The organism is Bartonella sp. CB10SXKL (assembly GCF_042195515.1).
In the GTDB taxonomy this organism is placed as follows: domain Bacteria; phylum Pseudomonadota; class Alphaproteobacteria; order Rhizobiales; family Rhizobiaceae; genus Bartonella.
The window spans coordinates 140,618-155,440 of the sequence record NZ_JBHION010000002.1 but is presented as its reverse complement, the minus strand read 5'-3'; the positions used below and the strand labels follow the sequence as shown (position 1 = coordinate 155,440).

At 36.2% G+C, this 14,823-nt stretch carries 11 protein-coding genes; 10 read left to right on the top strand and 1 reads right to left on the bottom strand.

Going from position 1 to position 14,823, the window contains the following annotated elements; genetic code table 11:
- Nucleotides 1–233 precede the first annotated feature (233 nt).
- Genes ACFIK3_RS01855 through ACFIK3_RS01840 form a run of 4 tightly spaced genes read left to right on the top strand, consistent with a single transcriptional unit; the run spans nt 234 to nt 4,131 of the window.
- On the top strand, nt 234–1,277 hold the full coding sequence (locus ACFIK3_RS01855; RefSeq protein ID WP_375659685.1) for a hemin-degrading factor: 1,044 nt from the start codon (nt 234–236) through the stop codon (nt 1,275–1,277).
- 18 nt (nt 1,278–1,295) lie between these two features.
- A complete protein-coding gene (locus ACFIK3_RS01850; RefSeq protein WP_273791109.1) occupies nt 1,296–2,198 on the top strand; it encodes a hemin ABC transporter substrate-binding protein in 903 nt (300 codons plus the stop codon).
- A 5-nt stretch (nt 2,199–2,203) separates the two neighbouring features.
- Nucleotides 2,204–3,301, top strand: coding sequence for a FecCD family ABC transporter permease (locus ACFIK3_RS01845; RefSeq protein ID WP_375630798.1), 1,098 nt, complete (start codon nt 2,204–2,206; stop codon nt 3,299–3,301).
- A complete protein-coding gene (locus ACFIK3_RS01840; protein ID WP_375637393.1) occupies nt 3,298–4,131 on the top strand; it encodes a heme ABC transporter ATP-binding protein in 834 nt (277 codons plus the stop codon). The genes ACFIK3_RS01845 and ACFIK3_RS01840 overlap by 4 nt, the downstream gene beginning before the upstream one ends.
- Nucleotides 4,132–5,257: 1,126 nt before the next feature.
- Here the strand turns inward: ACFIK3_RS01840 and ACFIK3_RS01835 are convergent.
- Entirely contained in the window at nt 5,258–6,232 is a 975-nt protein-coding gene (locus ACFIK3_RS01835) for a tail fiber protein (RefSeq protein WP_375630802.1), read from the bottom strand.
- Between the two features lie 3,343 nt (nt 6,233–9,575).
- Between ACFIK3_RS01835 and thiC the strand changes: the two genes are divergently transcribed.
- From thiC to ACFIK3_RS01805, 6 genes are read left to right on the top strand one after another with little or no spacing between them, the layout of a single operon-like run.
- Nucleotides 9,576–11,411 carry a phosphomethylpyrimidine synthase ThiC gene (gene thiC, locus ACFIK3_RS01830; protein WP_273791113.1) on the top strand — a complete coding sequence of 612 codons (1,836 nt, stop codon included), beginning with the start codon at nt 9,576–9,578 and terminating at the stop codon, nt 11,409–11,411.
- Nucleotides 11,408–12,358, top strand: coding sequence for a glycine oxidase ThiO (gene thiO / locus ACFIK3_RS01825; protein WP_375676177.1), 951 nt, complete (start codon nt 11,408–11,410; stop codon nt 12,356–12,358). The genes thiC and thiO overlap by 4 nt, the downstream gene beginning before the upstream one ends.
- Nucleotides 12,359–12,361: 3 nt before the next feature.
- On the top strand, nt 12,362–12,559 hold the full coding sequence (gene thiS, locus ACFIK3_RS01820; RefSeq protein ID WP_273791115.1) for a sulfur carrier protein ThiS: 198 nt from the start codon (nt 12,362–12,364) through the stop codon (nt 12,557–12,559).
- Nucleotides 12,560–12,563: 4 nt separating this feature from the next.
- On the top strand, nt 12,564–13,337 hold the full coding sequence (locus ACFIK3_RS01815) for a thiazole synthase (RefSeq protein WP_273791116.1): 774 nt from the start codon (nt 12,564–12,566) through the stop codon (nt 13,335–13,337).
- A complete protein-coding gene (locus ACFIK3_RS01810) occupies nt 13,334–13,939 on the top strand; it encodes a thiamine phosphate synthase (RefSeq protein ID WP_273791117.1) in 606 nt (201 codons plus the stop codon). The genes ACFIK3_RS01815 and ACFIK3_RS01810 overlap by 4 nt, the downstream gene beginning before the upstream one ends.
- Nucleotides 13,930–14,688 (top strand): hydroxymethylpyrimidine/phosphomethylpyrimidine kinase, encoded by a 759-nt coding sequence (locus ACFIK3_RS01805; protein WP_273791118.1) that lies wholly within the window; start codon nt 13,930–13,932, stop codon nt 14,686–14,688. Before ACFIK3_RS01810 ends, ACFIK3_RS01805 begins: the two co-directional genes overlap by 10 nt.
- Nucleotides 14,689–14,823: the final 135 nt, after the last annotated feature.

The following is a 14,823-nucleotide window of genomic DNA, read 5'->3' as shown; positions in this document are numbered from 1 at the left end:
ATCGATAAAGAATAAGTTATTGTGTTTCTGTTCTTCTTGTTCTCTAAACAACAGATTTTGAGGTTTAAGCTTTAGCTTTTTGTAATTTATCGGTTTTTATTGTTCTACTGTTAATAAAAAAAGGGCTTATTTGGTAGTAGGTTGAACCATTAGTTGATAGTGGTTCGACTTACTGTCTTTGAGTTGAAAAATTAAACAATTAACCCTCAAACAGGTAACATAAGGATAAGCCCATGTCATACACAGCCGAAATGATTATTCGCTTGCGTGAAGAAAAAAAAGAGATGCGTAACCGCGATTTCGCGGACTCTATTGGTATATCCGAAGCAGAACTCATTGCGGCTTATTGTACAATTGGAAAAGCAAAAAAACTACGCGCTGATGTCGCTACTCTCTTGGAAAATGCTCCTAAACTTGGCACAGTTATGGCATTGACACGGAATGATAATGCTGTCCATGAAATAACAGGATGTTTTGAGAAAATTGTTCAAAGCCAGCATATCCCGATAACACTCGGTGAAATTGACTTGCGTGTTTTTTCAAAAAAATGGAAGTTTGGTTTCGAGCATGATGTGATTATTCTCGGAACACCTATGAAAAGTTTGCAATTCTTTGATCAATATGGCATTGCCATTTTCAAACTCTATTCTAAAGACGCAACAAATATGGATGAATGGGCTGCACTTGTTGAAAAGTTGCTTCATGACGATCAATCACCTGTACTTGATATTTCTCCCGTTCTTACTCCAGTACAATGTGATACGACAAAGCTGGATGTTGAAAAGTTCCGAGATCGTTGGCGCCAGATGACTGATGTGCATCAACTTCATGAGATTATTTCTGAACTGAAAATTAATCGACATGATGCTGTAAAACATGTCGGAAATGAGTTTGCCGATGAGTTAAAAATAGAAGCTGTTGAAATGATGCTCAGACAAGTTGCACAACAAGAGTTACCAATTATGTGTTTTGTTGGTAATAAAGGATGTATTCAAATTTTCACTGGGCAAGTAAAGAACATTAAGCAAATGGGACCTTGGCTTAATGTTCTCGATCAGAAATTTCACCTCCATTTACTCGTTTCTGGATTTTATAAGGTATGGCGTGTTCGCAAGCCTACGATTGATGGGTATGTCAGCTCACTTGAAGTTTTCGATAAAGCTGATGAGATGGTTATTCAATTCTTTGGCGTACGCAAGGAGGGACAAAAAGAACGTGACGATTGGCGCTCTTTATTGAATAGTTTGCCATCATGCCAAGAAAACAGCAGTAACTAAGATAAGGTAAGGTTGGACATGTTCATATCTCTTTTACATAGGTTATCAAACCTTTTTCTTATGTGTTTACTGCTCTCTCTTACTTGTTTTTCTAAACAAGTAATTGCTGAACCTGCAACGCGTTTTCCTGAAAATGCTCGAATTGTTTCTATCGGCGGAGCACTTACAGAAATTGTCTATGCATTAGGAGCCCAAGATCAACTTGTCGCCCGTGATAGTACAAGTGTCTACCCACAAGAAGCGCTCAAGCTTCCTGTGCTTGGATATATGCGTGCTCTTTCACCTGAGGGTGTTTTATCTCTTGCTCCAGAGGGTATATTGCTTGTTGAAGGAAGCGGTCCCGCTTCAACAATTGATATTCTCAAAAAAACATCGATACCTCTGGTGATTATACCAGAAGACTACTCCCGTGAAAATGTGATAGAAAAGATTCGCCTCGTTGGTCAAGCCATTCATCGGGAAGTGCAAGCGGCTGCGTTAATTGAGAAATTGAAGCGTAATTTTTTAGACAACGATGCGCTTTTGGCGAAAGTAACAAGACCAAAGCGTGTTCTTTTTGTTTTCTCTGTGCAAAATGGACGCGTCATGGCATCTGGAACAGGTACTGCAGCTGATAGTATGATAAAACTTTCAGGCGCTATCAATGCTATCACCGATTATAAAGGATATAAACTTCTCAACGGCGAAGCATTATTGAAATCAGATCCCGATGTTATTTTGCTTGTAAAACATGGTGCAAGATCAACCAGCATTGATAAGATTTTAGCCATACCGGCAGTTCAAGCAACAACTGCAGCAAAAAATCATGCCATAAAACAGATGGATGCCATGTATTTTTTGGGATTTGGTCCACGCACTGCAGACGCATCAAGAGAGCTTATTGAGATACTTTATGGTGCAAATCAAAACGGTAAGAGCTGATAAAAATGGTAGACGGTACATCCATGATGCATTTACCTGAAGCAAAAGAAGGTAAAAAAATAAGCCGTTCAAAGCAGGGGAAGATTTTATTATTAAGCTTAATAATCTTCCTTATCTTCAGTATTTTTGGTGGGCTCTTGAATGGTGCTGCAAAAGTTTCTTTCGTTGATCTCCTCCATGTGATGCTTACACAAGATTTTTCGGTAAGTAGTAAAACGCGTGATTACCTCGTGCTCATAGACATAAGGCTTCCCCGTGTTATCTTGGGATTATTGATTGGAGCAGCTTTAGCTGTCTCCGGTGTTCTTATGCAAGGGCTTTTTCGTAATCCTCTTGCAGATCCCGGAATTGTAGGTGTATCAGCAGGTGCTGGACTTGGAGCAGTCTTAGCAATTGTTGTCGGCATTGCTTTTCCTGTTTCATTTGCACCTTTTCTAGAGCCTTATAAAGTTATCATAGGTGCTTTTTTTGGTGGACTTTTATCAACGATTATTCTCTACATAATAGCAACGCATAATAGCTTTACCTCTATTGCAACCATGCTGCTTGCTGGTATTGCTCTTGGTGCATTAAGCAGTGCAGTTGTCGGAACATTGATTTTTGTCGCAAATGACCAACAACTGCGCGATATCACTTTTTGGAGTCTTGGCTCTCTTGCGGGCGCTACATGGTTAAAAGTATGGCTCGTTCTTCCTTTTATCGTTATTGGTCTTCTTTTCTCTCCCTTTTTATCACGAGCACTTAATGCCCTTGCTCTTGGAGAAGCTGTTGCTGGCCATATTGGTTTCCATATTCAACGCGTCAAAAATATTGCTATTCCCCTTGTTGCTCTTATGTGTGGTAGTGCTGTTGCTGTCAGTGGTGGTATTGGTTTTATTGGTATTATTGTTCCTCATATTTTACGTCAGCTCATAGGTCCTGATCATCGCTATCTCATTCCTTGCTCTGCTCTCCTGGGAGCAGCATTACTTATTTTTGCTGATATGTTTGCACGCTTAATTGTTGCCCCCGCAGAATTGCCGATTGGGATTGTAACAGCACTTTTTGGTGCACCTTTCTTTCTATGGATCCTTATATGCAAACGAGGAACAGACTTTTCATGATTGAAGCGACAAATATTTGTGTTCAGCGCGGAAAGAAGAAGATTCTTAAACACATTAATCTTCAAGCTAAAAGTGGCGCTTTTACCATTATTATTGGTCCTAATGGATCAGGAAAAAGTACTTTTATCAAAGCTCTGAGTGGTGAAATTCCTTACAGTGGAAAAATAACCTTAAATGGTTATAATGTATGCCAAACAAAAACTCATGTAATGGCAAAAATGCGCGCTGTACTACCACAATCAACAACGCTCGTATTTCCATTCTTAGTCCATGAAGTTGTAGGACTTGGTCTTTCTGTAAACCAATTTACCTTTGCCACAGCCGAATTGCAAAATCTTATCCAGAAAGCTTTAGAGTGCGTTGACCTTTCTGATTATGGCAACCTGTATTATCACCAATTATCAGGCGGAGAACAAGCTAGAGTACAACTTGCCCGTGTACTTTGCCAAGTCTGGAAACCTGTTCATAATGGGATTCCTCGCTGGATGATATTAGATGAACCTATTGCTAGCCTCGATATTCAACATCAAATCATCGTTATGGATATTGCTAAACAATTTTCCTATTCTGGTGGCGGCGTTCTTGCTGTTCTTCATGACCTCAATCTCGCGGCACATTATGCAGATAACATGATCTTGCTCAAGGAAGGTGAGATTTATTGCGAAGGAAATGCAACTAATGTTTTGACAACACAAAATCTCCGCAATGTTTATCATTGTTCTTTAAACGTTTCTGAATTACCTAAAGAAGATATCCCTTTTATACTCCCTCAAACGGCATCCTCCTATGAAATTAGATCTCTAAGCTGTCGGCTTCAATCTAAAAACTAAAGTCCATAGCAAAATAAAACACGCAAATATTCAAGAATCTTTTTTATTTTTATATGAACTCCTTTTTGTCATCTATCATTAAAAAAGAAGACCAAGCACCCTAAAGATATTTTTTGAAAAAACTACCAGTTTAAAATCTTTCAAGATTTTACGTAACTAAAAACATGTGAAGTTTTGTTTTGCTATCAAACTGTTAGATAATACGAATTTATACAACATAAATATGCGTTTTCCTACTCTTTCTATCACTTTTATCTTTATAAAAATGATTCAAGAAATGCGTACAAATGCCTTTGTTATAATAACGGGTGTATTATTTATATCTTCTAAGGACCATATAGAAATCAAGTACTTTTCTCCCCTCCACAAAAGATTTGTTTGTAGCTTTAATAGTAATATCTTCTTTATAACACATATACTTTAACTTTTTTTATAAATAAATATTAATTTATACTAATATTTTTTACTTTTCTCTTTCTATTAAAAAATTGTTTATTGGCATATCACAAAGAATTAACCTATTGAATAAAAACTTTAAAATAAACTCAATAACGCTTCTTGTAAGCCCCCTAATGCAAAAACAATGCGAAATATAGGGATGAGGAGAGAGTATAGAAATAGCGTTTGTCTTCTGCTTCACAAGCATAATGATGATTCCACTCAAGGAGTACTATCATTTACAGATAAAGCCTCCACCATGGCAATGCAAAGAAATGAAATCGACAACAAGGTGAGAGATATCTTTATAAGATGAATTAACTCATACGGGGGTATGCTGTTTTTGCACAAAAAAACGTTAAAATATTGTACTTTATTTATGCCTCAGGTTGAATAATTTTATCACCTTACCCCCTATCAAAACACCTTATGAAAAAATGTATCTCTAGATCACTTCACGGTACAGTTTAAATGATTTTTACATATTTTCCCTATGTTATCATACAATTATAAAATAAATTATATCCTTAACTCTTTCTTTTAATCATTTTTAAATTGTTTTTTGACTCTCTCAAGTATCCTATTAACAATATAGATTTCCTCTTCATATGCATAGAAAATAACGCGGAATTGCTCCGCGTTAACAAAATTATCAAGGTCTATAGATTATTTATGGACCCGACCATACTCATGATTTTATAGCATAGACAACGGTTGTATTAACAGGGCGCGTTTCTGCCTCACCCGTATGGGAAAGAGTTACCTTGTGTGTATGTGCACCAGCAGAAGCTGTTCTCCCTTTCAGGGTCGTATTATAAGTATAATGATTCGGGAGTCTCCCAATATCACCAACGGGCCAGCCTACCCCTTGATACTCAAAATTGTGTGCATGCTCGCCTGCGTTTTCAATGCTTCCAATATGCGTATGCGATTTTATGCTATCTTGTTGTTCATCCGCAAACTTTCTACCACCATCTAAACCCCGACCATTATCAAAGCCGCGTAAAAACATGCCTCTAAAATCAGGAACTTTAAAAGTTTTATTGCTGTCTTTTCCCCATTTATCACCTATTGCATTGAATAACAGCGGATAATCTTCACGCTTATAGGCCTTACCATCACATAAAAGCCAACCATTTGGCACATTTTGCATAGCAAATGTTGCAATGAATCCAGCGGGAAAACTTTCTATCTTTGGTGGTGTAGGATTTAATAAATACCAACCCTCATGCTCTTTTATTAAAACACCATTATTGTATACCATTTCATAAATGCCATCTGTTTGAAATTCTCCACCTTCTAATGGTATAACCCCCACATCAGTGGCTTTATAGATAAGCTTTTCTCCTATATTATTAACAGTTATGGTTGTCGCGCCAATATTTACACCACAAGCTTTAAAACGTATGACGATATCATTGTTGTATTTCTTTATAGGCGAAACTGTCTTTAAAGTAATTAATGTTGTTTTATCATCCACATTTACTGTAAAGCTTGAATTAATAGATCCTCCATTATCTGCAAGATATTCACGTACGCGCTGCATCATCGCCCGTGCACTATCATTAACAGAACTAGGCGGCTGACCTTCTGCCCAATTAATGATACTATCTGAATAAGCATTTTCATCAGCCTTTAGAGACCAATCATAAATATTAGACATTTTAAATCCCCCATTATTTTCATAGTTTTTCTAACAATTTCTCGTTCTGTGCACTAAAATGTGCGGCCGCTGTTGATTGGTACATCATAACCACTGTACCATCCGTATTTACGCATTTTATCTCTCTTCACTCCTTCCAATTTTATAACCTAAATTCACCAGACGCTTTTCATAACATTAGTATTAATGCTTTCCCTTCTAATGTGTAATGTAACCACCTCATTTGAGGTTACTCAGTATCTTGTTTTGTTGCTTTGCTGTTGTTATATAATTATTTCTCAAATCTTGCATCTTGTTGCAAAATTTATAAATACTGTTCAAAATTTTTCTTATTATGGATTTCATATAACCATTACTGAATGTAATAACTTATCACCCACATAGAAAGTTTCTGACTTAAACATTATCTTTTTTTATTTTTTCAATAGTTTAAATCTATCTCGTCGATATTTTATACCATATATTTTAAACAAAGAAATTCTATCTTTTAGCTATCATTTGTATTAAAATTTTAAAATTAGCTTCAAATTTTTTGCATGCTTCATTATGTTTTTATTCACATGCAGATACTTTGTTCTATTTTATTCAATTTATTCCTGAAATTGTGTTACAGGATTATCACCAATGTTTTTTTGAACAAGCTTTTGTTCAATCTAAATACATCATAGAGAATATATTCAATATGGCTATTTCCTCACGCTTTCATTGAACTGAAAAGAAATACTTTGAAATACTAAAGAAACACTACACACCTTCACAAAATTTGAAGGTTGTATCCGATCCGGAAAAAATTAAAAAGCATAACCTAGCGCCCTCCCCCAATTTTTATGAACAATATCCTTGTTTTTTAAACGCCCCATAACCAACTTTTCCCCTCCCACACTTAGCACATCTGCCTCTATATATTATTATATGTATATCTTTTTTGCAAGAACAATAAATCATTCTAAACAACATCTTGCAATTATTGGTGTTCTTCTTAATTCATGGCAATATCAAAAAGCATTCTCTAAACTGTTTTTCTAACTCATCTGCTTCATCAATCCAAACAAAAAATACGCTCCATCGATTTAACACTTGCTATACCCTTAACTATCAAAGAAAACACCTTACAAAATCTTGCATAAGTAGCCAGACAATTGGACTATCCATGGCTTGTCTTTTCCAAATAAAATATCCTCTCCACTCATTACCGACTTTATTTTCAGTGTTCTCTGCACCTTGAACTTCTATCTTCCCTTTAAAATATACATCATTTATTAGCTACACCCTTTACCAGCTCTCGATGGGGTTATTTTTACTGTTTTTGAAGTTATTGCTATATTTTCTAATGTCAGAAACATTTTCTTTAGGTAATAAAAAACTCAGAAATTCCAGACTTTTTACATACATAACGCTAATATATAACCTTACAATACATGAATAAAATGTGATCTATTCTACAAAATATAATACGTATTGATGAATCAACAAAACCAACACTCAAAAAGAAAGATGGGAATATGAGTTTTGGAGATCTTATCGTATGCAGTATATTAGGATTTTTGTTTACAATCTTTTCATTGGGGGGATGCTTAAAATCGTTACAGTAGAATTGAAAAAAGAATAGTTTAGGTGTCCTTTTCTATTCCTTCCAGCATTTACCTCATTATTTAGTATAATTGCACTACTTAAATATGATCTTTTTAACAAGATTTAAAAGATAAGCTGTTTTTATATCCTTCATAAGGTGCATAACGAGTTTTATGATGTGAGTGGGGTAATGCAAAGCGATTATAGAATGCTATGATACTGCAGATAAATAATTCACTAATGAATTTATTTATGAATCTCTTGTCAACACATTTGTCTATCTTTGGGGTGCACCAATCATCACTGGCTGTATAGCTGCAGCTTTTATATGGCTACCATTTATAATACTGTTAATAATAGTAATATTGGTGGGAATTTGGTTACTCTTCCTCATAATTCCCTACTTATTCAAAAATTGGTTTTCGGCTTTATTAATCATCATTATAATAATTCTTTGTTTGTGTTTATTTTAATTATTACCTATTTTAGTGTTTAAAATTTTTTTTGACGCAAATTTTCTCAATTTTTCTCTTGTTGTATTATAATAATAAGAGCACTTCATTATAATTAGAAAGCTTTTTGTATATAATTAGTGATTTCTTATCTGTAATATTGTTGCACGATATCACATGACACTTGAATAACTTTACCTTGAAAACAAAGAGCTTTATGTCTCAGAAAATGAATTTTCACCTCGTCTTAAGCTAAAACACAGCGCTTTGCACGCATTTCTATTGCAAACTAATTAATGAATTTACGTATACTTTTGTGCTGAGATACATCCTTTTGCTTTCCTCTCTCTTCCAACTATTTAAAATTGTTGATGAAATTTCAAGATAAAAAGCCTTTGTTCATTTTCATCATCATTTTTTAATTCAGCTTACGATTTTCAAAACATTCAAAACAATATTATTTTTAATAATAAAGATTAGGTATTGTTTTACGCTTTTGTTTATCGCATTCTTAATGGGAACATCCCCCTCATGAAGAATAGAATGCTCCAAACAAAATATAATGATATTGCATATTACGCACTTTTTAAAGAAATATTGCTCAAAATATACTCCTTTTATTTTACGACAGCGCACGTCAATAATAAAATAGTAAGCCATTATAGATCATCAGCGTTAAGCTTTTGAAGATACAAGCTGGAACCCATTATACATTTTACTGTCCCCCACGTTTTGACAGTCCTCACATCTTAGAATATTCATTAAATGACATTGGGCTTCCTTTCTTCAAGTGTTTTGCCCCATACGCCCCCACTTATGACGTGCAAGGAAGTGATTTTATATGAAAAGATGTATGATGAGAGAATCTTATGGTATTCTGAGTTATTATTTTAATATGAAAAAAATCTCAATCAGAGCCATAAACTATCTACTTTTTCCCTGATAATCCGTTTTTAACTTTATTCTGGTTTATAAAAGCTTCAATATCATAGTTTATCACTTCTTACACTCTTAAAAACACACCAAAATCGTTTAAAATATATTTTTATGATTGACAATATAGATATTTAAGCCAACCATATTCGTATTAACAAAAATACTTCAAGTGGGAGGAGGCATGCAAATATTAGAATAGATATTGTATCAATTTTCAAAATAACTTTTCTTGAGCTGTATTGGATTTTCTTTGCTACAAAGCAATATTATTCCTATTCACCCGGATGCTCGTGATTGATAATTTGAATACATCTCCATTAACATCGTAACTCCATTAACATCGCAACCTATTTTTGAACTCTGTGTCTATAAGGAAAAAGTTTGTGCAGAAAAATACTCCATCAATCAGTTGTAGCCCCTTTCCCGCTTCACGCAAAATTTATCAACAGAGCCTTCTCTTTTCTGATGTGCGCGTACCATTGCGTGAAATTTCACTGACTGATGGCAGTGGTGAAAAACCTTTAAACGTCTACGATACTTCTGGCCCCTATACAGATAAAGATATGATCATTGATATTACAAAAGGCTTGCCAGCAATTAGCTTACCTTGGCTCTCTAAGCGGGATGATACTGAAACTTATCCTGCACGATTAGTTAAACCTGAAGATAATGGATTGACTTCTGATAAAAATCTTACACCAGCCTTTAAACAAAAACGTCCTATTTTACGAGCAAAAAATGGCAAAGCAATTACACAAATGGCTTACGCACGCGCAGGCATTATTACCGAAGAAATGGAATATGTGGCTATACGAGAAAATGAAGGATTAGCAGTAAAAGAACGGCAGAATGTACCATCAAATGAAACATTTTCTGGATCAATACCAGAAATTTATACTGCCGAATTTGTTCGCAATGAAATTGCTTGTGGACGCGCCATTATTCCACAAAACATTAATCATCCAGAGTGCGAACCCATGATTATTGGGCGTAATTTCCGTGTTAAAATTAATGCCAATATTGGTAATTCAGCAGTAACGTCATCTATGGAAGAAGAAGTTGATAAAATGGTTTGGGCCATTCGCTGGGGAGCAGATACAGTTATGGATCTCTCTACAGGACGAAATATTCACAATATTCGTGAATGGATTATCCGAAATTCTCCTGTGCCCATCGGAACAGTCCCTCTTTATCAAGCACTCGAAAAAGTACAGGGTATTGCCGAAAACTTAACATGGGATATTTTCCGTGATACCCTTATTGAGCAAGCAGAGCAAGGTGTTGATTATTTTACCATTCATGCAGGATTAAGATTACCATTTATTCCTATGACCATTGATCGTGTAACAGGTATTGTTTCACGAGGCGGTTCTATTATGGCAAAATGGTGTCTCCATCATCACAAAGAAAGCTTTCTCTATGAACATTTTGATGAAATTTGTGATGTTGCAAAAACATATGATATCTCTCTTTCATTGGGGGATGGATTGCGCCCTGGCTCTATTGCCGATGCCAATGATGAAGCCCAATTTGCAGAGCTTAAAACTTTGGGAGAATTGACAAAAATTGCTTGGAAAAAAGATGTACAGGTTATGATTGAAGGTCCTGGGCATGTCCCAATGCACAAAATTAAAGAAAATATGGAGCAACAATTAGATCTTTGTCATGAGGCGCCTTTTTATACTTTGGGACCTCTTACAACGGACATTGCTCCTGGTTATGACCATATTACATCAGCAATTGGTGCCGCTATGATTGGATGGTTTGGAACTGCTATGTTGTGTTATGTAACACCTAAAGAACACCTAGGACTCCCCGATAGGAATGATGTAAAAACTGGTGTGATCACTTATAAAATTGCTGCTCATGCCGCTGACCTTGCTAAAGGTTTGCCTAGAGCACAATTGCGCGACAATGCTCTTTCGCGTGCACGATTTGATTTTAGATGGCACGATCAATTTAACCTTTCTCTTGATCCAGAAACAGCCTGTGCCTTTCATGATGAGACAATGCCTAAAGAAGCCCATAAATTAGTGCATTTTTGTTCCATGTGTGGACCAAAATTCTGTTCTATGCGTATTTCCCATGATATTCGTGAGGCAGCTGCAATAAGAAAAACAAAAGGGGAAGGTATGATCGCCATGGCCGAAAAATATCAGAAAAATGGTGACCTTTATATGGAAACTGTTCCTCCTCAAAAAAAGAAAGTAAACAGTTGAAGAACATTCTTATCAAAGGTGCAGGTGTAGGCGGCTTAACAGTTGCCTTTATGTTACAGCAAAAAGGTGCTTCTGTTACTGTATCGGCCCCCCCTCATTCACCTATAGGAAGTGCTAGTTGGTATGCAGGAGGAATGCTTGCACCTTACTGTGAAAGGGAAAGTGCAGAACAAATTGTTGAAGATCTTGGTGTACAAGCTATACAATGGTGGCGTAAAACGCTCCCCAACCTTGTCATACAAAAAGGCACTTTAGTGGTTGCACCTACACGAGATAGAGGAGAGCTTGAACGATTTTCTGTGCGTACGCATAATCACAAAACCGTAGATAATACAGAAATAGATCATCTTGAACCAGATCTTGCGGAACGTTTTAACTGTGCACTCTTTTATGAAAATGAAGCCCATATTGATCCTCGCAAAGCACTTATGGCTTTAAAAGAAAAGCTTCTCAACAATGGAGCCTGTTTTGTTGATGTAGAAATAGCTGAAAAAAAATTTGATATTGTTATTGATGCGACAGGAATAGCACGTTTAGGAAAAGATAAAAATATACGGGGCGTACGTGGTGAAATGCTTCTCGTGCGCTGCACCGATATTAAAATTTCGCGTCCAATTCGTCTTCTTCATCCACGGTTTCCTCTCTACATTGTACCTCGACAAGATAATATTTTTATGATTGGTGCAACGATGATTGAAAGTGACTTTGATGGTGCAATCTCTGTAAGATCAATGATGGAACTGCTCAACGCGGCTTATACTTTACATCCTGCTTTTGCTGAAGCAGAAATTATTGAATCTGGCGTTGGTGTTCGTCCATGTTATCCTAATAACTTCCCTTCTGTGCATAAAGATGGTAACTTTATTTCTATTAATGGATTTTATAGACATGGTTTTCTGTTGTCTCCAGAAATGGCAAAACGAGCAATGGAATTGGCATTGGAATAAAACATGCAAATATTTGTTAATGGTGAAACAGTCCAAACAGAAGTTATGACTCTCGGTCTCTTGCTTGAAGAATTGGGGTATGAAGGAAATTGGCTTGCAACTGCTGTTAACGCTGAAGTTGTTCCCATAGATGCACGAAGCCAATTTGTCTTGCATGAAGGAGATAAAATTGAAATTTTAAGCCCAATGCAAGGAGGCTAAAATTATGCTGAATCTTTATGGACGACAATTCTCTTCCCGTCTTCTATTAGGTACAGCGCAATATCCTTCACCAGCAATCCTTCGTGATGCTATTCATAAATCGAATACGGAAATTGTAACTGTTTCCTTGCGCCGTGAAACTGCAGGTGGAAAACAAGGTGGACAATTTTGGAAATTTCTTCAAGAACTTGGGGTAACAGTGCTTCCTAATACTGCTGGTTGTTATACTGTTAAAGAGGCCGTAACCACAGCCCAATTAGCAAGAGATCTTTTTAAAACGGCTTGGATTAAACTCGAAATTATCGGTAATTCAGATACCTTACAGCCAAATATTTTTTCCTTAATCGAAGCTGCTCAAATTTTAAACAATGAAGGTTTCAAAATTTTTGCCTATACAACGGATGATCTCATTGTTGCTGAAAAACTTTTTGACATTGGTTGCCGTGTTATTATGCCTTGGTGTGCTCCTATTGGTTCTGCCAAAGGACCTCATAATACTGATGGATTGCGTTCTATCCGTGCTTACCTTCCTGATGCTACTCTTGTTATTGATGCCGGCATTGGACGCCCATCACATGCCGCCATTGCGATGGAACTCGGTTATGATGCAGTACTGCTTAATACCGCAGTTGCTAAAGCAGGTGATCCTGTCTTAATGGCTGAAGCATTTTCTAAAGCTGTTCAAGCAGGACGTATGGGATATAAAGCTGGCATGATCGAAGCACGCAGTGTAGCAGTCCCTTCAACGCCAATCATTGGAAAAGCAGTATTTTCATGAAACTGGATCCATTTTACCTCATCGTTGATAACGCTGATTGGATTGAACGTTTGCTTCCTCTTGGTATCAAGCTCGTACAATTGCGTATGAAACATGAAAATCAACAAATAATCCGTCAACATATCAAGCGTGCAAAAAACATATGCAATAAATTGGGAGCACAATTAATTATTAATGATCATTGGGAAATAGCAATTGATGAAAAGTGCAATTTTATTCATCTGGGACAAGAAGACCTGAGCAATGCTGATCTTCACGCAATTCGTAAAAGTGATATAAAAGTTGGTCTTAGTACACATGATGAACATGAATTGGATACCGCACTCTCTGCTAATCCTGAGTATATTGCACTTGGTCCTATTTATCCGACAATCTTAAAAAAAATGAAATGGATGCCGCAAGGATTAGAGAAAATCAAACAATGGAGAAAGCGGATTGGTGCTTTACCTTTGGTGGGTATTGGTGGTTTAACACCAGAACGCGCAGTTGGTGTTTTAAAAGCAGGAGCAAATAGTGCTGCTGTTGTGACTGATATTATCCTCCATAAAAAACCTGAAGAGCGTGTACAGCAGTGGATAAAAGTGACACAAACATGGCGTTGATACCTTCCATTCTTATTGTTGCGGGCACTGATCCAACAGGAGGTGCTGGTATTGTTCGTGATATAGAAACCTCTGCGCATTTTCAAATAAAAGCAAATTTAGCAATTACTTGTGTTAACGTACAAGATGATAATCGCGTTGTCGAAATCATTCCAATGCGTGGAGACCTCGTCGCTGCGCAAATGCGTGCTGCCCTAGAAGCAAATCCAATAAGCGCAATAAAAATCGGTATGACGGGGACAAAAGCAATTATAGCAGCAATCTGTAACGTACTCAAAGACTATCCCCATGTTCCAGTTATTTTGGACCCTGTACTTGTCGCTTCATCAGGAGGAAAACTAATAACGGAAACAATCATCGACACTATGATCGATAAACTGCTTCCTCATGTTGATCTTTTAACACCGAATAGAGAAGAACTCGCTCTTCTTAGCCAAAGTCCATTGGCATCTCATGATAAGCAAGCAATACAACAAGCAAAAAAACTTTTGTCATTGGGAGCTCGCTCTATTTTAGTAAAAGGGGGACATGCGGAGGGGCCTCTTGCAATTGATAGCTTCATTGACAAAACTGAAGTCATAAATATCTCTACTCCACGTTTAAAAGGAACAATGCGAGGAACAGGTTGCATTCTCTCAAGCGCTATTGCAGCGCATTTAGCATTAAATGAACCTCTCATTTCAGCGGTAAAAAAAGCAAAAGAATATATCCACACATTGCTTTTAACCCATTGTAAAAATAGTTTATAACGTCTTAGTATTTTTTTCATATCAAATTAATATTTATATATTCATTAATATATTTATTTTTTAATAAAAATTATTTAAAAGATATAATAATAAAAAATTTATACTTTATTTTATAAATAAAATACTACAAAAGTA